Source organism: Streptomyces sp. NPDC058653, assembly GCF_042716895.1.
Classification (GTDB): domain Bacteria; phylum Actinomycetota; class Actinomycetes; order Streptomycetales; family Streptomycetaceae; genus Streptomyces.
In genome coordinates, this window is record NZ_JBHXRM010000005.1 from 196,277 (window position 1) to 215,944 (window position 19,668).

General features: G+C 72.8%; 12 protein-coding genes and 1 pseudogene. 6 read left to right on the forward strand and 7 right to left on the reverse strand.

The genetic code is table 11. The features are described from left to right. Window positions 1-4 precede the first annotated feature (4 nt). From ACFWU9_RS06790 to ACFWU9_RS06805, 4 genes are all read left to right on the forward strand, one after another. Complete coding sequence (locus ACFWU9_RS06790; RefSeq protein ID WP_384315311.1) at window positions 5-1,633, forward strand: extracellular solute-binding protein; 1,629 nt, start codon at window positions 5-7, stop codon at window positions 1,631-1,633. Beyond that, the gene (locus ACFWU9_RS06795) at window positions 1,630-3,597 is read left to right on the forward strand and encodes a DUF2264 domain-containing protein (protein WP_384315312.1); all 1,968 of its coding nucleotides are present in this window, start codon (window positions 1,630-1,632) and stop codon (window positions 3,595-3,597) included. The genes ACFWU9_RS06790 and ACFWU9_RS06795 overlap by 4 nt, the downstream gene beginning before the upstream one ends. Beyond that, window positions 3,590-6,718, forward strand: coding sequence for an alpha-mannosidase (locus tag ACFWU9_RS06800; protein WP_384315313.1), 3,129 nt, complete (start codon window positions 3,590-3,592; stop codon window positions 6,716-6,718). The genes ACFWU9_RS06795 and ACFWU9_RS06800 overlap by 8 nt, the downstream gene beginning before the upstream one ends. A 175-nt stretch (window positions 6,719-6,893) precedes the next feature. Further along, entirely contained in the window at window positions 6,894-8,042 is a 1,149-nt protein-coding gene (locus tag ACFWU9_RS06805) for an ROK family transcriptional regulator (protein ID WP_384315356.1), read from the forward strand. Window positions 8,043-8,105: 63 nt separating this feature from the next. On the opposite strand, the gene ACFWU9_RS06810 is transcribed toward ACFWU9_RS06805, so the two are convergent. The 4 genes and pseudogenes from ACFWU9_RS06810 to ACFWU9_RS06825 all read right to left on the reverse strand — a co-directional run. Next, window positions 8,106-8,669, reverse strand: coding sequence for a hypothetical protein (locus ACFWU9_RS06810; protein ID WP_384315314.1), 564 nt, complete (start codon window positions 8,667-8,669; stop codon window positions 8,106-8,108). 291 nt (window positions 8,670-8,960) lie between these two features. Then, the gene (locus ACFWU9_RS06815) at window positions 8,961-10,430 is read right to left on the reverse strand and encodes an aldehyde dehydrogenase family protein (RefSeq protein WP_384315315.1); all 1,470 of its coding nucleotides are present in this window, start codon (window positions 10,428-10,430) and stop codon (window positions 8,961-8,963) included. A 679-nt stretch (window positions 10,431-11,109) separates the two neighbouring features. Then, on the reverse strand, window positions 11,110-12,453 hold the full coding sequence (locus ACFWU9_RS06820; protein WP_384315316.1) for an SWF or SNF family helicase: 1,344 nt from the start codon (window positions 12,451-12,453) through the stop codon (window positions 11,110-11,112). Next, a pseudogene (locus ACFWU9_RS06825) lies at window positions 12,450-14,177 on the reverse strand (DEAD/DEAH box helicase); the annotation flags it as partial. The gene ACFWU9_RS06820 and the pseudogene ACFWU9_RS06825, both read right to left, overlap by 4 nt. Before the next feature lie 482 nt (window positions 14,178-14,659). Here ACFWU9_RS06825 and lnt point away from each other — a divergent pair. Together lnt and ACFWU9_RS06835 are read left to right on the forward strand one after the other, a co-directional pair. Further along, on the forward strand, window positions 14,660-16,333 hold the full coding sequence (gene lnt / locus ACFWU9_RS06830; protein WP_384315317.1) for an apolipoprotein N-acyltransferase: 1,674 nt from the start codon (window positions 14,660-14,662) through the stop codon (window positions 16,331-16,333). A 22-nt stretch (window positions 16,334-16,355) separates the two neighbouring features. Continuing rightward, the gene (locus tag ACFWU9_RS06835) at window positions 16,356-16,850 is read left to right on the forward strand and encodes an NUDIX domain-containing protein (protein ID WP_384315318.1); all 495 of its coding nucleotides are present in this window, start codon (window positions 16,356-16,358) and stop codon (window positions 16,848-16,850) included. Window positions 16,851-16,903: 53 nt separating this feature from the next. Here ACFWU9_RS06835 and ACFWU9_RS06840 read toward each other — a convergent pair whose 3' ends face one another. The 3 genes from ACFWU9_RS06840 to ACFWU9_RS06850 are packed head-to-tail and all read right to left on the reverse strand — an operon-like array spanning window position 16,904 to window position 19,608. Next, on the reverse strand, window positions 16,904-17,926 hold the full coding sequence (locus ACFWU9_RS06840) for an NAD(P)/FAD-dependent oxidoreductase (protein ID WP_384315319.1): 1,023 nt from the start codon (window positions 17,924-17,926) through the stop codon (window positions 16,904-16,906). Further along, complete coding sequence (locus ACFWU9_RS06845; protein WP_384315320.1) at window positions 17,923-18,447, reverse strand: isoprenylcysteine carboxyl methyltransferase family protein; 525 nt, start codon at window positions 18,445-18,447, stop codon at window positions 17,923-17,925. The genes ACFWU9_RS06840 and ACFWU9_RS06845 overlap by 4 nt, the downstream gene beginning before the upstream one ends. A gap of 12 nt (window positions 18,448-18,459) precedes the next feature. Continuing rightward, a complete protein-coding gene (locus ACFWU9_RS06850; protein ID WP_384315321.1) occupies window positions 18,460-19,608 on the reverse strand; it encodes a type III polyketide synthase in 1,149 nt (382 codons plus the stop codon). Between the last annotated feature and the right edge of the window lie 60 nt (window positions 19,609-19,668).

Here is a 19,668-nt window from a genome sequence, read left to right on the forward strand (position 1 = left end):
CGACATGAATCCAGGACTGAACCGCCGCGGCTTCCTCGCGTCCGCCGCCGGCGTCGCCGCCGGGCTCACCCTGGCCGGCTGCGGCGACTACAAGCCCGCCACGGCCGGCGACGCCAACGCGAAGGCCCAACTGCCCACGTACATCCCGTACAAGGGCGTGCCGACGTCGATGCCCGCCACCGCGGACGGCGTCGCCCCCGGATATCCGCACTACCCCGCGGACCCGGTCAAGGCCTTCCCGGACGGTCCGCCCGCCAAGGGCCCCGCGATCGACATCATGACGCTGATCTTCAACCCGGTGCCACCGCCCGTGGACGACAACGTCATGTGGCAGGCGCTCAACAAGAGCGTCGGCTGCGATCTCAACTTCCAGATCACGCCCGTCGGCGACTACCCGAACAAGTTCGCCGTGACCATCGCCGGGGGCGACCTGCCCGACGCGATGCTGATGCTGCCGCCGGACCAGAACTCCGCCGCCACACCGGACATGCTGGACGCCCTCTTCGAGAACCTCTCCGAGCATCTGGCCGGCGACAACATCCGGGACTACCCGTATCTCGCCAACATTCCCAGCGCGCACTGGGCCCCGTGCGTACGCAACGGCGGGATCTACGCGCTTCCGATGCCCCGCCCGCTCTCCGGCGGCCCCACCTTCACCCGGCTCGACCTGATCCGGAAGCGGGGGCTCGACCCGAACCCCACGAGCTGGCGCGAGTTCGTCCAGCTCTGCAAGGACGTCACCGACCCGAAGGCCAACCATTACGCGCTCGGCGACAGTGTCACCGCGTGGGAGTTCGCGATGAAGTCGCTCAAGGGCCCCTTCAAGTGGCGTGAGGAGGGAGGCAGGTTCACCTGGCACTTCGAGACCGAGGAGGCCAAGCAGGCCCTCGACGCGGTCCGCTCGCTCACCAAGGCGGGCGTCATGCACCCGGACACCTACAGCGTCCTCGGCAAGGCCAAGGAGTGGTTCGGCACCGGTCGTACCGTCATGAACCCCGACGGACCGGTCGCCTGGAACGACTACTACACCCTCTACGGCACGACCGCCGAGGACTTCGAGATCGGCTACATGATGGCCCCCGGCTGGGACGGCGGCACCGGCAGCCAGTGGCAGGGCCAGGCCAACTACGCCACCCTCATCATCAAGAAGGCCCCCAAGGCACGCGTCGAACAGATCCTGCGCGCCATGAACGCCCTCGCCTCCCCCTTCGGCACCGACGGATATCTGCTGCGCAAGTACGGCGTCCAGGGCCCCGGCCACACGCTGAGGGGCAGCGACCCGATCCTCACCCCGGAGGGCCAGGCGGAGGTCAACCTGCCCACCATCTTCGCCACCGACGCGCCGATGGCCCTCTACTACCCGTCGAAACCGGAGATCGTCGCGGACCAGTACGCCTTCCAGAAGGAAGCCGTCCGGCAACTGATCCCCAACGCCGCCGAACCGCTCTACTCACCCACCGACGCCAAGATGTCCAAACTCCTGCAGACGGCCCTCGACGACACCCGCAAGGGCATCATGCAGGGCCGTGTCCCCCTCGGCGAGTGGGACGACGCCGTCAAGAACTGGCGCAAGGAGGCCGGTGACCAGATACGCCGCGAGTACGAAGAGGCATGGGAGACCCGCAACTCATGACACGCACCCCCGCCGAGGACCGCGCCCACTGGGAACGGACCGCGGACCGGCTGCTGCTCGCCGTACGGCCGTACGCCACCGACGAGCACGCCCTCATCCAGCTCCCCGGCACCCCCAGCCACAGCGGCGTACGCAGCGACGGTCTGGAGGGCTTCGCCCGCACCTTCCTGCTCGCCGGCTTCCGGCTGGCGGGAGCCGGGGGAGTGGACCCGCACGATCTCGCCGGGTGGTACGCGGCCGGTCTGGCCGCCGGAACCGACCCCTCGAACCCGGAACGCTGGCCCACCTTCGCCGAGTGCAACCAGGCCAAGGTCGAAGCCGCCTCCATCGCCCTCGCCCTGCACGAGACCCGGCCCTGGATCTGGGACCGCCTCGACGACCGGGTCAGGAGCCGCGTCCTCGACTGGCTCGCCCCGATGGTCGGCGACCCGATGCCCGGCAACAACTGGATCTGGTTCCAGGGAGTCACCGAGGCCTTCGCCCGCACCGCCGGCGGGCAGTGGCGCCGGCAGGACCTCGACCGCGTCGTCGCGCTGACCGACGACTGGTACGCGGGCGACGGCTGGTACTCCGACGGGCTCACCGGCGGCGCACACCGCAACTTCGACCACTACAACGGCTGGGCCATGCACCTGTACCCGCTGTGGTTCTGCCGCATCCTCGGCGACGACGCGCCCGCCGGGCTCCTCGACCGCTACCGGGACCGGCTGCGCCGCTTCCTCGAAGACCAGCGACTGCTGATCGGCGGCAACGGCTCGCCGCTGATCCAGGGCCGCTCCCTCACCTACCGGCACGCCGCGCTCGCCTCCGTGTGGACCGGCGCGCTGTTCGACGCCACACCGCTGGCACCGGGGGAGACCCGCGCCGTCGCCGGCCGGATGCTCGACCACTTCACCGACCACGGAGCCACCGACGAGGAGGGGCTCCTCACCCTCGGCTGGCACCGGCCGTACCGCGGCGTCCTCCAGGTCTACTCGGGACCCGCCTCCCCGTACTGGGCGAGCAAGGGCTTCATCGGCCTGGCACTGCCGCCGCAGCACCCGGTGTGGACCGAGGACGAGACCCGACTCGCCGTGGAGCGCGGCGACTTCACCGCCACGCTGAGCGCGCCGGGCTGGCTCGTCTCCGGCACCTCCGCCGACGGTGTCGTACGCGTCGTCAACCACGGCGGCGACCACGCCGACCCGGCCCGCCCGCACGCGGACGACCCCTGTTACGCACGCTTCGCCTACTCGACGCACACCGCGCCCGAGACCCCCGGCGACCCCACCGCCGGACCGGGAGCCTGCGCCGACGCCGACCCGCTCGACAACGCGGTCGTCCTGCTCGACGCGCGGGGGCGCGCCTCCCACCGACGCCCGGCCACCAGGATCTCCGTGGACGGCGCCACCGCCGTCTCGCGCTCCCGGGCGCACTGGCCCGACGACGCGACCTGGGACCCGTTCGGCGGCCCCGACACCCGGTACACGCGCGGTCCCTGGATCACGGTCGGCTCGGCGCTGCGCGGATCGGTCGAGGTACGGGCGGTACGCGTCGACGGCGACCCCGGGGCGGGGTCCGTGCTGCGTATCGGCGGCTGGGCGCTGGCGGTCGCCCCGCTGTCCGAGCCCGCCTCAGGTGACACCGCCCGGGTCGAAGGCGCCGGCGGACTCGTCTCCGTCGTCGTCGGTGTGGCCGGCCTGCCCCGCTCCTCCGTCGTGGCCGGCACGGACAGCAACGCCATCGGCGCCGCCTCCGCGACCCCCGTCGTGGAGAGCGAGGGACCCGTCGCCCACGGCGTCGCCCATGTCGCCCTCGTCCACCTCGGCGGCACCGACCCCGCCGCCCTCCCCAAGGTCACCACGGGCACCGACGACACCACCCTGCTCGTGGAGGTGAGCTGGCCGGACGGCGTGCGGGACACCGTCCGGCTCCCCGCGCCCGACCTCTCGTACGACCCCTGGAAGGACGTCCACCGTGCATGACGACCGCCGGATCATCGAGACCCGGATCCGCAAGCTCCTCGACCGGGTGATCCGCCCCGCGCTCCACAGCGCGGCGCGCCCCCTCACCCTGAGCACCTGGCAGGTCGACGGCGAACCCGTCCCCGTGGCGGACGCCCTGCGCGCCGACTACGAGCCCTTCACCCTCGGCTCCACCTGGGGCGTGCCCTGGGCGACCACCTGGATGCGGGCGAGTGCCGACATCCCCGACGCGTGGTCGGGACGCCGTGTCGAGGCCGTCTTCGACCTCGGGTTCGACCTCACCAAGGGGCCCGGCGGCCAGGCGGAGGGCCTGGTCCACGACGCCCAGGGCGCACCGCTCCAGGGCCTCCATCCCTACAGCCGCACCGTACTGCTCGCCGACTCCGCCACCGGCGGCGACCGGGTCGACCTGCTCGTCGAGCTGGCCGCCAACCCGCCCATCGTCGCCAGCGCGGGACTGCACATCCACCACGGTGCGCCGGAGACCGCGGGCGGCGAGCACATCTACCGCCTGCGACAGGCCGAGATCGCCGTCCGCGAGGACGACGTGTGGCACCTCATCCACGACATCGAGGTGCTCGACGAGCTGATGCACGAGCTGCCCGTCGGCTCCTCACGGCGCCACGAGATCCTCTACGCCCTGCGCGGCGCCGCCGACGCCGTCGTACCGGGCGATGTGGCGAACACCGCGGCCGAGGCCCGGAGCCGGCTCGCCGACGCGCTGTCCCGGCCCGCGCACGCCTCGGCGCACACCGTCGTCGCGATCGGCCACGCCCATATCGACTCGGCCTGGCTGTGGCCGGTGCGGGAGACGGTCCGCAAGTGCGCGCGTACGTTCACCAACATGACCACGCTGGCGGAGGAGTACCCCGAACTGGTCTTCGCCTGCTCCTCCGCGCAGCAGTACGCGTGGATGAGGGAACAGCGCCCCGAGATCTTCGCCCGTATGAAGAAGGCGGCGGCCGAGGGCAACTGGGCCCCGGTCGGCGGCATGTGGGTCGAGGCCGACGGCAATCTGCCCGGCGGTGAGGCCCTGGCCCGCCAACTCGTCCACGGGCGGCGCTTCTTCGCCGAGGAGTTCGGTGTCGAGCAGCGGGGGGTGTGGCTGCCCGACTCCTTCGGCTACACCGCCGCCTATCCCCAACTCGCCAAGCTGGCGGGCGCCGAGTGGTTCCTCACCCAGAAGCTCTCCTGGAACGAGACGAACAAGCTCCCGCACCACACCTTCGACTGGGAGGGCATCGACGGCACCCGTATCTTCACCCACTTCCCGCCCGTCGACAGCTACAACGCCTCCCTCACGGGACGCGAACTCGCCCACGCCGAGAGCAACTTCGCGGAGAAGGGACAGTCCACCCGCTCGCTGGCCCCCTTCGGCTACGGCGACGGCGGTGGCGGCCCCACCCGCTCGATGCTGGAGAAGGCCCGCCGTCTGCGCGACCTCGAGGGCTCGCCCAAGGTCGTCGTCGAGACCCCCGACACCTTCTTCGCCAAGGCCCGGGCGGAACGCGGCGGACTCCCGGTCTGGCGAGGTGAGTTGTATCTGGAGAACCATCGCGGCACCTACACCAGCCAGGCCCGCACCAAGCGCGGCAACCGGCGCGGCGAGGCACTGCTGCGCGAGGCGGAACTCTGGGCCGCCACCGCCGCCGTCCAGGCCGGCGCTCCCTACCCGTACGAGCGTCTGGAATCGCTGTGGCGGCGCGTCCTGCTCAACCAGTTCCACGACATCCTGCCGGGCTCGTCCATCGCCTGGGTACACCGGCAGGCCGAGCGTGAGTACGGGGAGATCCACGCCGAACTCGAAGCCCTGATCGCCGAGGCGGCCGGCCGGCTGCCCGGCGCCCCCGCGCTGCTCAACGCCGGACCGTACGCCCGCCGCGAGGTCGCGGTCGTCGCCGACGGCGCCGACGGCGGGTTCGCCACCGGGCAGCGCCTGTCGGACGGGCGCACCGCTGTCCTCGCCGAGGTCGGGCCCCTCGCCTCCGGCGGTACGGCGGACGCCCCCCGGGAAGCGGTCACCGCCACGGCCACCGACGGCGGATTCGTACTCGGCAACGGCGTGCTGACCGTCGTCGTGGACCGGCGCGGCCTGCTCACCTCCGTCCACGACCACACCGCCGGACGGGAGGCGATCGCTCCCGGCGCCGCGGGCAACCTCCTCCAGCTCCACCCCGACGACCCCAACCTGTGGTCGGCCTGGAACATCGACTCGTACTACCGCGACACCGTGCGCGATCTCGACGAGGCCGAGTCGGTGACGCTCGTCGACGAAGGACCGCTGCTGGCGTCGGTACGGGTCGAGCGCGCGTACGGCTCCTCCCGGTTCGTCCAGCACATCGAGCTCGCCGCCGAGAGCCGCCAGGTCACCGTCCGCAACGACATCGACTGGCAGGAGCGGGACACCGTACTGAAGGCCGCGTGGCCGCTCGACGTGCACGCGGAACGGGAGAGCGCCGAGATCCAGTTCGGCCATGTGCAGCGCCCCACGCACGAGAACACCAGCTGGGACGCGGCACGCTTCGAACTGTGGGCTCACCGCTGGGTCCACGTCGGCGAGCGGCACTGGGGCGCCGCCCTGCTCAACGACTCCACCTACGGACACGACGTCCGCCGCGACACCCGGGAGAACGGCGGCACCACCACGACGGTCCGGCTCTCCCTGCTCCGGTCCCCCCACAGCCCCGACCCGGAGGCCGACCGCGGGAAGCACAGCTTCAGCTACGCGCTGCTCACGGGAGCGGGGATCGAGGAGGCGATCGCCGGAGGCTACGCGCTGAACCTGCCCCTGCGCCCGGCCTCCGCGCGGGCCCGTGCGCTGGTCGAGGTCGACACCACCGATGTGGTCGTGGAGTCGGTGAAGCTCGCGGACGACCGCAGCGGCGACATCGTCGTACGACTGTACGAAGCGTGCGGCGGGGCGGTCCCGGCGCGGGTGACCGCGGGCTTCCCCCTCGCCGCCGCACACGACTGCGACCTGCTGGAAGAGCCGGAGAGTGAGCTGCCACGCGCGCCCGGCGGGGAATCCCTGGAGCTCGGATTCCGGCCGTTCCAGATCCGCACCCTGCGTCTGCGTCCCGCCGTGGAACGGAGCGAATCCCCTGATCCGGCGGGGGGATGAGCACGATCCGACCGGCGCGCGGACCGCGTCGTACCATTTTCCATCGATCTGTTGCCCTCGGGGCGGCGGCGGCACGGCGACCGCGCCGCCGCCCGGGGCTGGGAGAGGAACGTTGACCGCCAACACGGTGAGACCCGAGAAGCGCACGATCCGGCGCGGCACCAACCTGCCGCGTATGGGGGACTTCAACGAGTCCGTGATCATGGATGCCATTCGCCGGCACCCGGCGGGCCTGAGCCGGGTCGAACTCGCGCAGGCCACCGGTCTGTCCGCGCAGACGGTCTCCAACATCACGCGCCGGCTGCTGGACCAGGGCGTGGCCCGTGAATCGGGGAAGCAGAACACCGGCAGCGGCAAACCCCGAACGCTCCTGGAGATCGTTGCGACCTCGCGCTACGCCGTGGGGGTCCATCTGGACCCCGCCGTGATCACCTGCGTCCTGGTGGATCTGCTCGGTACGGTCGTGGGGCATCGCAGCCAGCGCACCCCGAGCGGCGGCGACACCGACGGGACCGTCGCGGACATGGCCGCGTCCGTACGCTCGCTGGTGGCGGAGTCGGGCATCGACGAGGAGCGGGTACTGGGTCTGGGCATCGCCGCCCCCGGGCCCATAGACGCCCTGGCCGGCTGGGTGGTCGACCCGCCGGAGCTGTCCGGCTGGGGCCGCTACCCGCTGCGCGACCGGCTCAGCGAGGCGACCGGACTTCCGGCGCTTCTCGACAAGGACGTCACGGCCGCCGTCGTCGCCGAGCGCTGGGCGGGGGCGGCCACCGAGAGCCGGAACCTGCTCTTCTTCTACCTCGGCACCGGCTCGGGGATGGGGCTCGTGGTGGAGGACACCGTGCTGCGCGGCGTCTCCGGGAACGCGGGCGAGGTCGGCGGACTCGGCGCGGCCTGCTCCACCCGGACACTCGTCGACGAGGCCATCGCGCTGGGTGTGCTCGGCGCCGAGTACACGGTGCTGGATCCGGCCGACGCCCAGCGCGGTCTGGAGCGGCTGACGGCGCTCGCCGCCGAGGGCGACGCGCAGGCGGACGGCATCATCGAGCGCCTCGCCATCCGGATCGGCCGGGGGGTCTGCGCGGCGGGGACGCTGCTGGACGTCGACACCATCGTCTTCGGCGGACCGACGTGGCTGCTGCTAGCCCCTCGCCTGCTCGCGACGATCGAGCCGATGGTCGCCCGGTCCCCGTTCGTCAGGGCGACCCACCCGACGACGGTCCTCACCACCACGCTGGGCGAGAACGTGGCGGCGGTGGGGGCGGCGTCCCTGGTCCTCGACCAGGCACTCTCCGCGCAGCCGAGGTCGTTGCTGCTGGGGTGAGCGCGGGGGGTGAGCGCGGGGGGTGGGTACGGGGGTGAGCGCTGGGGTGGGTGCGCCGGATCGTCAGTCGGACTTCTTCCACTCCGCGCAGCCGGTGGTCTCGAAGGCGCCGTCGCCGCCGGAGATGGTGACGGTCGTCTGCCCGCTCGGGGTGCCGTTCGAGATGATGTCCTCGAAGTCGCCCGAGGTGCTCCGCAGCCTCGCCCAGTAGCAGTTCGGGTACTCCGAATCCGAGGGCCCCGACGTCTTGTACGTGCCGGGCTGCACGTCCTCGCCGACGACGAACGTGCCCTCCCCGGGAATCGTCACGGACTTCGCGTCCTTCGGCTTCTCCGCCCCCGGCTTGTCCTCCGGTGGCGCCTCCCCGCCCTCGGCGGGAGCGGCCGGCTCGGCCGTGACGGTGACCGTCGGCCCTGGCTTGGCCTCGGCGGTGCCGTCGCCATTCCCCGAGGCACCCGCCGCGCCCGCCGCGGCCCCGACGGCGAACACGATCAGCGCGGCGGGGACGACGACGCGCTTACGCGCCCAACTGGGCGGAGCGCCCTGGGGGGTTGGGGGCGGTGGGCCGAACGGCTGGGGCGGCGGCCCCCACGGCTCGGGCGGGCCCGGCGGTGGATTGTTGCTCATGTGTCCCCCCGAAGGCTGTTTCGTGGAGGGATGAAGGTAGCTGTACGGGATGCGAAGTGCACCCCGGCATGCACCGGTTGTGACCCTGCTGTGACGGAACCCCGGCCGCTGGGTGCCGATGCGGCCGGGCGAGCCCGGCTTATAACTCCTCGTGCCCCATGAGCCCCAGGCGGGATGACGACGAAACTGGAGACTGTCCGTCGACAGCCGGTCGGACCCGATGTCCGGTACGCCGCCGGAAGAAGCTGGTGCGGGTCCTGGCGGGCGGCCCGGGTGCGCCGCCCCCGGCGCTCACTCGAACCATCCCTGCGGAGTGGGCGACAGATTGCGCCACACGTGCTTGGCCTCCTGGTACTCGGCCAGCCCGGCGGGCCCCAGCTCCCGTCCGAAGCCCGACTGCTTCATCCCGCCCCACTCGGCCCCCGGCACGTACGGGTGGAAGTCGTTGATCCATACGGTGCCCGCCCGCAGACGCGACGCCACCCGCTGCCCGCGCCCGACGTCCTGCGACCAGACCGCCCCGGTCAGCCCGTAGACGGTGTCGTTGGCGAGTGCCACGGCCTCGTCCTCGTCGCTGAACCGCTCGACGGTGAGAACCGGGCCGAACGACTCGTCACGCACCACCGACATCCCCGGAGCACAGTCGTCCAGCACGGTCGGCGGATAGAAGAACCCGTTGCGCAGCTCCGGGTCGGTGGGGCGCTTTCCGCCGCAGCGCAGTACGGCGCCCTCGGCGAGCCCGGCCGCCACATACGCCTCCACCTTGTCGCGGTGAGCGGCGGAGATCAGCGGCCCCGTGCGGGCGTGCTCGTCGAACGGGCCGCCCATCGGGATCCGCTTGGCCCGGCGTACGAGCTCGTCCACGAACGTGTCGTGCGACTCGTCCTGGATCAACAGCCGCGCACCGGCCGAGCAGACCTGCCCGGAGTGCAGGAACACCGCCGTCAGCGCGTAGTCGACGGCGCTGTCGAAATCGGCGTCCGAGAAGACGATGTTGGGATTCTTGCCGCCGAGCTCCAGGGCGACCTTCTTCACCGTCGGCGCGGCGGCCGCCATGACGCGGCGGCCCGTGGCCAGTCCACCGGTGAAGGACACCATGTCGACGCGGGGGTCCTCGGTGAGCGGCGCGCCGGCCGTGGCACCGGCCCCGAGGACGAGATTCGCGACGCCGTCCGGCAGCCCGGCCTCGGCCAGCAGCCGCATGAGCATGATCGCCGTGTGGGGGGTCAGCTCACTCGGCTTGAGAACAAAGGTGTTGCCGGCGCCGAGAGCGGGAGCCACCTTCCAGGAGGTCTGGAGCAGCGGATAGTTCCAGGGAGTGATCAACGCGCAGACGCCGACCGGCTCGTGGACGACACGGCTGTCGACGCCGGAGTCACCGGTGTGGACGACCCGGTCGGTGCCGCCGGCGGCCGTCAGATTGCCGAAGTAGCGGAAGCAGTTCGCGACGTCGTCCATGTCGTACTCGCTCTCGACGAGCCGCTTCCCCGTGTCCAGGGACTCGGCCTGCGCGAACGCGGCCCTGTCGCGCTCCAGCAGCTCGGCGACGCGCAGCAGCAGCCTCCCCCGATCGGCGGTCGGCGTGCCGGGCCAGGGGCCGCGGTCGAAGGCGTCACGGGCGGCCTCGATCGCGGCAGCCGCGTCCTTCGGGCCGGCCTCGTCCACGGTGGCGACGAGGGTGCCGTCCGCCGGGCAGCGGATCTCGCGTTCCCGACCGCCGATGGCGGCGGTCCACCTGCCACCGATGAACAACTCCGGCATGGCGGACTCCTCGGGATCGGACGAGTGGGCACCGCGAGAGTCGCCCTGTGGTGTGCTCTCTGAACAGAGAGTAAGGAGCGCCGGCCGGGTCCGCCTTCCGGGAGGCACCGGAGGGTTCAGCGGGGGCCAGGCTGTGGACGGCACGGTCCGGAGGACGGTCGCGCCCGGGCCCGCAGGTCGGCTGACGACGGGACCGCGCCACCCCGGTGTGCGCGCCCACGGTCGGCATCACCCTCGGCGACGGCGCCCGCCCTCAGGAGCCGCCTCTGTACGGCCTGGCGCCGGCGCCCACCACGCTGGTGGTGCCACGTCGGGTCGGCACGGCGGTGGCAGGCGTCGGCAGCGGCCCCACTCGTGGCGGGCGCGTCCCCCCTGGGCCATCCCCTTCCCGGACCCGGACGGCTCCGCTTCAGCCGCGCGGGAGCGTCAGGTCTCCGCTGCCAGGGCGGCCAGTGCCGATGCCGGGTCGGCGGCCGGTGGGCCGGCGGGGGCCCATCGGGAGCGGATCTTGCGGTAGGGCCACCAGCGGCTGGCGCCGTACGCGTGCGGTACTGCGCTCGGGGCAGCCCGGCGAGTGGCAGCTCACCGCCCGCCTCACTCTCAACGGGTGCGGGCGGCTTTCCGGACGTGCCATCCCCCTACCGCATCCGGAAGGCTCCGCTTCGGCCGCGCGGCGGTGTCACGTCTCCGCCGCCAGGGCGGCCAGTGCCGACGCCGGGTCGGCGGCCGGTGGGCCGGCGGGGGCCCATCGGGAGCGGACCTTGCGGTAGGGCCACCAGCGGCCGTCGCGGCCGTAGCGGAGCTGGGTGTCCGCTCCCGCCACCGTCCAGCGGCCCGCCGCCCCCGCGCGCAGTCGCGGGCGCTCGACGCCCTCCCAGGCCTCCGCGAGGTCCGCCTTCGCCCGCGCGAGCGCGTCCGGTTCCGGCTCCCACTCCTCCTCCAGCACGGCGAGCGCCGCCGGGCCGCCGTGGCGCCACGCCTCCACGGCCAACTCCAGTTCGGCGTGCTGCCGGCCCGTGCCCCCGGCGAGTCGCACCGCTATCAGCGGATCGTCCGACGCGGCCGCCAGCCGGACCGCGTCCTGACGGGGCGTCAACTCCTCGTGGAGCGGCTGTCGTTCGTGCCCCGCGGACAGCGCCTCCATCAGCAGCCGCAGCGCTCGCGACGCCGCGTCGGCCGCCAGGAACTCCAGCGCGTCCGCGTCGATCCCGGGTGGCGGCTCCGCCTCCGTGTCGAGCGACGGAGGCAGCCCGGGCTCCTCCGGGACCGGCGGGGGAGGGGGCAGCGGCGGGAGGATGTCCCGCGCCGCGAACGCCTCGTCGGCGCGTACGCCTCCCACGCCGCCCGGCTCCTCGGCAACCGCCCCGCCCGCGTCCGGGCGGGCGCCGTCGGCCGGATTCCGCCGAGTCCGCGCGGCCCGCGCCGAACGCACCTGCAACTCGTCGAGCAGCTGCCGCTCACCCCGGCCACGCATCAGTAGGAGGACGAAGGGATCCTCGTCCAGCAGGCGCGCCACCTGGTAGCAGAGCGCCGCCGTGTGCGGACACAGGTCCCAGGCGTCGCACGCGCACTCCGGCTCCAGGTCGCCGATGCCGGGCAGCAACTCGACCCCGGCCCCCGCCGCGTCCTCCACAAGATGCGGCGGCATGTCACGGTCCAGCAGCGCGGCGATGTGCCCGGCCCGCTCGACGGCCATGTCCAGGAACCGGTCCCACTCCTCCGTACTGAGCTGCTGCAACAGCACGTCGCTGCGCTGCGCGGTGCCGTCCCTGTCCCGTACGACGGCCGTGATTCTCCCGGGTCGTACGGAAACCGCGCCGACGGCCCCCTCACGGGCCTGCCTGCGGCCCTTCTTGAGCTGCTGCGAGTCGAGCGCCGTGTCTTCGAGCGCCTTCAGCCACGCCCGTCCCCACCAGGTGCCCGCGAAGGCGCGGCCGGCCGCCGGGGGCAGAGCGGCGAACGTACGCTCCTCCCCGCTCCCGTCACCGCGACCGCCGTCGCCACCACTACCGGCTCCGGTCATCGCGCACTCCCTCGCAGCTCGACCAGATCGGCCAGCTCGTCGTCGGTCAGTTCGGTCAGTGCCGCCTCGCCACCGGCGCCGAGGACCGAGTCCGCCAGATGCTGTTTACGCGTCAGCATGTCGGCGATCCGGTCCTCGATCGTGCCTTCGGCGATCATGCGGTGCACCTGCACCGGCCGGCTCTGGCCGATGCGGTACGCGCGGTCCGTCGCCTGTGCTTCGACCGCCGGGTTCCACCAGCGGTCGAAGTGCACGACATGCTCCGCGCGTGTCAGATTCAGACCCGTGCCCGCCGCCTTCAACGACAGCAGGAACACCGGGACCTCACCCTCCTGGAACCGCCGGACCATCTCCTCGCGCCGCTGCACCGGTGTGCCGCCGTGCAGGAACTGCGTCGGGACACCACGCGCGGCCAGATGCTGTTCCAGGAGCCGCGCCATCTGTACGTACTGGGTGAAGACGAGCACGCTCGCCTCCTCCGCGAGGATGGTGTCGAGCAGTTCGTCGAGCAGTTCGACCTTCCCCGAACGCCCGGCGACACGCGGCGAATCGTCCTCTTTGAGGAACTGCGCGGGATGGTTGCAGATCTGCTTGAGCGACGTCAGCAGCTTCATCACGAGGCCGCGGCGCTCCATGCCGTCGGCACCCTGGATCGCCGCGAGGGTTTCCCGTACGACGGCCTCGTAGAGCCCCGCCTGCTCCGTGGTCAGGGACACCGCCCGGTCGGTCTCCGTCTTCGGCGGGAGCTCGGGCGCGATGCCCGGATCCGACTTGCGGCGCCGTAGCAGGAAAGGCCGTACCAGCGCTGACAGCCGTTCCGCCGCCCCCGGATCGCCGCCCTCGACCGCCCGCGCGTAGCGCGTACGGAACGTGGGGAGCCGGCCGAGGAGACCCGGCGTCGTCCAGTCGAGGATCGCCCACAGCTCGGACAGGTTGTTCTCCACCGGGGTGCCGGAGAGGGCGACACGCGCCTTGGCGCCGATGGTGCGCAGCTGTCCCGCGGTGGAGGAGTACGGATTCTTCACGTGCTGCGCCTCGTCGGCGACGACCATGCCCCACTCGGCGCCCGCGAGCCGGGCCGCGTCCAGACGCATCGTGCCGTACGTCGTGAGCACGAACTCGCCGTCCGCGAGGGCCTCCAGACTCCGCGACGCGCCGTGGAAGCGGCGCACCGGTGTGCCGGGCGCGAACCGCTCGATCTCACGCTGCCAGTTGCCCATCAGCGACGTCGGGCAGACCACCAGGGTGGGACCGGCGGCCGACTCGTCGCTCCGGCGGTGCAGATGGAGCGCGATGACCGTGATGGTCTTCCCGAGGCCCATGTCGTCGGCGAGACAGCCGCCGAGACCGAGCGAGGTCATCCGGTGCAGCCAGTTGAGGCCGCGCAGCTGGTAGTCGCGCAGCGTCGCCGCGAGAGCCGCGGGCTGGCCGATCTCCTGGTCGGTGCCCTCCGGGTCGGCGAGGCGGTCGCGCAGCGCCGCCAGCCAGCCCGAGGCCTCCACCTCGACCCGTCGCCCGTCCACCTCGGTGGACCCGGTGAGGACGGCTCCGAGCGCGTCGACGGGGGTGAGTTTGCGGTCCTGGCTCTCCCGGGCGCGCCTGGCCTCCTCCGGGTCGATGAGGACCCACTGGTCGCGCAGCCGTACGACCGGGCGTGTCGCCTCCGCGAGCCGGTCCAGCTCGGCCCGGGTGAGTTCCTGGTCGCCCAGCGCGAACCGCACGTCGTGACGCGCCGCGACCGCCAGGACGTACGCGGCCACGGCCAGGGTGCCGGCCGTGGCGACGGGGGCCAGGGTCCCCGAGATACGTCCGCAGGTGTAACCGGCGGCGACCGCCAGCACGGCCAGCAGCACGCCCTCGGGTCTGCCCTCCCGGCCGGCCGCGCTGACCAGGGCCCATACCGCGCAGCCGACGAACACCACGGTGCCGACGACATCGGACGTACCGCTCTGCTCGCGCGCGACGGACCGGCCTGCCGGTACTGCCATCCCGTGGACCCCCCGACCCGAGACAGCCCTGGAGCCGGATCGGTCGGGGCACTGCGCGCCCACTCCAGGGCTGCGCACACGGTAATCGCAAAGCAGGGGGTATGTGGAGATCCGGCGCGGAAACGTTGCGCCACGATTGGGGGTCGGCGGCCCCCGGCCGAGGCCGCGCGGACAGGGCGGACTGCGCCGTTCGGGGGTGCCACCGTAGACTCCGCCGGGTGAGCACCACCATCACCCCCGTCGAACCCGCCGAGCCCGTTCCCGCGCCCGGCGGCAGGCGGTGGCCGCGCCGGTACGCACGGCCGGGCGCCGCGGTGCTGTCCGGTCTGCTGCTCTTCGCGAGCTTTCCGCCCCGCCCGCTGTGGTGGCTGGCACTGCCGGGATTCGCCGTCCTCGGCTGGACACTCAGAGGGCGCCGCCCGCGTGCCGGGTTCGGACTCGGCTTCCTCGCGGGTCTCGGCTTCCTGCTGCCGCTCCTGAAGTGGACGGGCGAGGAGGTGGGCCCGCTGCCATGGGTCGCGCTGGCCGCCGTGTCGGCGCTGTTCATCGGCGCCGTCGGCGTGGGCATCGCCGCCGTGTCACGACTGCCCGGGTGGCCGGTGCTCGCCGCCGCCGTATGGATCCTCGGCGAGGCCGCGCGCGCCCGGGTGCCGTTCGGCGGCTTCCCCTGGGGGAAGATCGCCTTCGGCCAGGCGGACGGCATGTTCCTGCCACTCGCGGCGGTGGGCGGCACACCCGTACTGGGGTTCGCCGTCGTGCTGTGCGGCTTCGGCCTGTACGAGGGCGTGCGCCTGTTCCTCGCCCACCGCGCCGGCCGCGATAACAGCAACGACACCACCGTCGGCACCGACGGCGATGATGCCGCCCCCGCGTCCGCGCGACCGTTCCGGCACGCCACCGTCGCCGTCGCCACGCTCTCCGTACTGCTCCCCGTCGCGGGCGCCCTCGCCGCGCTGCCCCTCGTGGACGCGTCGGCCGAGGACGGCACCGCGACCGTCGCCGCGATCCAGGGCAACGTGCCGCGTCTGGGGCTCGACTTCAACGCCCAGCGCCGGGCGGTGCTCGACAACCACGCCGAGCGCACCGAGCGACTGGCCGCCGATGTGAAGGCCGGCAAGGAGCCGCGGCCGGACTTCGTCCTGTGGCCCGAGAACTCCTCCGACCTCGACCCCTTCCGCAACGGCGACGCGCGCCTGGTCATCGAGGACGCGGTCAAGGCGATCGGTGTGCCGACGGTGGTCGGCTCCGTGCTCTCGCCCGACACCGGCAAGCTGCGCAACTCCCTGATCCAGTGGGATCCCGAGAAGGGGCCCGTCGCCACGTACGACAAGCGCCATGTCCAGCCGTTCGGCGAGTACATCCCGATGCGTTCCTTCGTACGGATCTTCAGCTCGGACGTCGACCGGGTGCGACGCGACTTCGGGCCGGGGAACAAGGTGGGCGTCTTCGATCTGGCCGGTACGAAGGTCGGTCTGGCCACCTGTTACGAGGCGGCGTTCGACTGGGCGGTGCGCGACACCGTCACCCATGGGGCGCAGCTGATCACCGTACCGAGCAACAACGCCACCTTCGGGCGCAGCGAGATGACCTACCAGCAGCTGGCGATGTCCCGCGTACGGGCCGTCGAGCACAGCCGCGCGGTCGTCGTCCCCGTCACCAGCGGCGTCAGCGCGATGATCATGCCGGACGGCAAGGTCGTCGACGAGACGAGGATGTTCACCCCCGACGCGCTCGTGCGCGAGCTGCCGCTGCGCTCCTCGCGGACGCCCGCCACCCGGATGGGCACGCTGCCCGAGGCGCTGCTCGTCGCGATCGCCGTCGCCGGTCTCGGCTGGGCCGGCGCACGGGCCGTACGCGCCCGCCGGCACCCGGCCGCCGACGACGCGAGCTGAGCCCTGCGCATAGGGTCGCGGCATGGGAACGCCAGACTTCATCCGAGACATCCGCGCCACCGCCGGGCACCAGCTGCTGCTCCTGCCGGGGGTCAGCGCCATCGTCCTCGACGACGACGGGCGGGTGCTGCTGGGCAGGCGCGCCGACACGGGCAACTGGTCGGTCATCGGCGGGATCCCGGAGCCGGGGGAGCAGCCCGCGGCGACGGCGGAGCGCGAGGTGTACGAGGAGACCGCCGTGCGCTGCACGGCCGAGCGGGTCGTCCTCGTTCAGGCGATGCGCAAGCCCGTCACGTACCCCAACGGGGATCAGTGCCAGTACCTGGACATCACGATCCGCTGCCGTGCGACGGGCGGGGAGGCCAGGGTCAACGACGACGAGTCCCTGGAGGTCGCCTGGTTCCCGGTGGACGCGCTGCCGGAGCTGCCCGAGTTCGCCAAGTTCCGTATCAAACAGGCCCTCGCGGACGAGCCGACCTGGTTCGAGCCGGGGGCGGACAGCCCCGTCGCGGAGTAGCGGAACGGCAACTCCCGCGCTGGCGACCGCAGCCGGGTGGGACGCGGCTCGCGCTACTGAAGCGCGTGGACCGCCGCCGCGAAGACCGACGGGAGCCGGGCCGCGGCGGGCACGATCAGGCGGGCCCCGCCCGGGCGGCGGGTGGCGTACAACAGGCCCTCCGTAAGAAGACGGTGACGTCGCGTCAGTTTCGCCCAGGCCGCGGGGTACGTCCCCGGCCGGTCCTGCGCCAGCGCGCGCACCGCCGCTTCCGCCGTGGAGAGGGCGAGCGCCACCCCCTCACCGGTCAGCGCGTCCACATAACCGGCGGCGTCGCCCACCAGCAGGACCCGGCCCGCCAGCGGGCTGCTCACCCGCTGCCGCAGCGGGCCCGCCCCGCGCACGGCGCTCGCGGGCCGTTCCCCCAGCAGGGGGGCCAAGTCCGGGAAACGGGCGAGGTGTTCGGCGTAACCCCGCCGTTCCCGGCTCAGCACGGCCACGCCGACGAGATCGTCCCCGACCGGTGTCACATAGGCCTCACCGTGCCGAGCCCAGTGGACCTCCACGAAGTCCGACCACGGTTCGACCCGGAAGTGCCGCCTGAGCCCGTACCGGGACGGGGCGCGGTCCCGCAGCTCCAGACCGAGGCCCCGGCGGATCGGCGAGTGCAGCCCGTCGGCGGCGATCAGCCACCGCGCGGTCCGGCCCCCGGCGTACACCCGGTCGGCGCTCTGCCGGACCTCGCCGATCTTGCCCCGGACCGTCTCCACGCCGAGGGCGTCGGCCCGGCGCCGTAGCGCGGCGTGCAGTTCGGTACGGCGTACACCCCGGCCCGTACCGTCCCGGAAACGCGCCTCCGCGTCCTGTACGCCGTCCCGGTAGCGGATACCGCGCAGGTCGCGGCCCGACAGGCCCGACACCGCGATGCCCATCGCGCGCAGCGCCGCCACGCCGCCGGGCATGATGCCCTCGCCGCACGCCTTGTCTACCGGGGTGGTCCGCGGCTCCACGACGACCGCCCGCAGCCCGGCGCGGGCCGCGTGGATGCCGGCGGCGAGACCGGCCGGGCCGCCGCCCGCGATCAGGACGTCGATCACGCGGGCGCACCGGCCGGCGCCGTCCCGAGCGCCGTGTTCTCGCACCGGATGCGGACCGCCATCAGAACCGCGTTGAGGCCGGTGAAGAGGGCGGCCGTCACCCATGCCCCGTGCACCAGCGGCAGAGCCAGCCCCTCCGCGACGACAGCCACGTAGTTCGGATGCCGGAGCAGCCGGTAGGGGCCGCCGGACACCAGCGGCAGACCCGGTACGACGATCACCCGCGTGTTCCAGCGCGGCCCCAGAGTCCGGATGCACCACCAGCGCAGCGCCTGGGCCGCCACGACGATGCCCAGCATCGTCCAGCCGACCGCCGGCACGAACGCCCGTCCGGCCAGGGCCGTTTCGGCGAGCGCGCCCGCCAGCAGACCCGTGTGCAGCGCGACCATCGCCGGATAGTGCCCGCGCCCGGTCTCCGTACCGCCGCGCTCCAGACTCCAGCGGGCGTTGCGCCGGGCGACGACGAGTTCGGCGACGCGCTCGCAGGCGACGGCGAGCACCAGTGCCGTGTACCACCACATGTGTTCTCCAACTCACCAGCGAAGCAGGACGAGTTCGCAGCAGAATCCGGGACCCATCGCCATCATCAGACCGTGGCTGCCCGGCTCCGGGGGCCGCCCCGCGAGGGTGTCGCGCAGGACGTGCAGGACGGAGGAGGACGAGAGGTTCCCCACCTCGGCGAGGGAGCGCCAGGTGACGTCCAGCGCGCCTTCGGACAGCTCCAGCGCCTCGGCCACGGCCTCGAGGACCTTGGGGCCGCCGGGGTGGCAGACCCACCCCGTGATGTCGGCCGGTGTCAGACCGTGCTCCGCGAGGAAGGCGCGTACGTCGTCGGGGAGGAACCGGCGGACGACCTCGGGGACCGACGAGTCGAGGACGACCCGGAAGCCGGAACCGGTGACCGACCAGCCCATGACATGGCCGGTGTCCGGGTACATCCGGCTGCGCGTGGCGACCACAGAAGGCCCGGCCGTCGACGCGGCGGCGACCGACGGCCCTGCCACCGACGCGCCGCCCACCGACGATCCCGCCGCCGACTGTCCGGCCGCGCCCGACGCCGCCCGAGGCCCGGGAAAGCCGTCGCCCACCGCCACGAGCGCACCCGCGCCGTCACCGAACAGCCCGGTCGCCACCATGTTCGCCAACGACGCGTCGTCGCGCTGGAAGGTGAGCGAGCACAGCTCGACCGACAGCAGCACGGCGACCTGCTCGGGCCAGCCCCGCAGATAGTCGTGGAGCCGCGCGACGCCCGCGGCCCCCGCGACACAGCCGAGTCCGAACATGGGCACCCGCTTCACATCGGGCCGCAGCCCCAGCCGCCCGACCAGACGGGCGTCGACGGAGGGGGCGGCCACGCCGGTCACCGAGGTGAAGATCAGCAGGTCCACGTCCTCGGGCCGGAGCCCGGCCGTACCGAGCGCTCCGCGCACGGCCTCGGCGCCCAGATCACCCGCCAGCTCGATGAACGTGTCGTTGGCGGCCCCGAAACCGTCGATCTTGACGTAGTCGTCCAACGGCAGGGACATATGACGCGTGCGGACCCGCGCGCTCCCGTGCAGCCGGTCGAGCACCTGCCGGTCGGTACCCGAGGGCAGACAGGTGCGCGCGACCATGTCGGTGATCTCGGCCTGGGTGTGGCGGTACGGAGCGAGGACGCCGTGCACGGCGGCGATTCGGGTCATCGATTCCAGCCTGGGGATGTCATAACCGTCCCAACAGCCGAGGGACGGGATGAGACACCG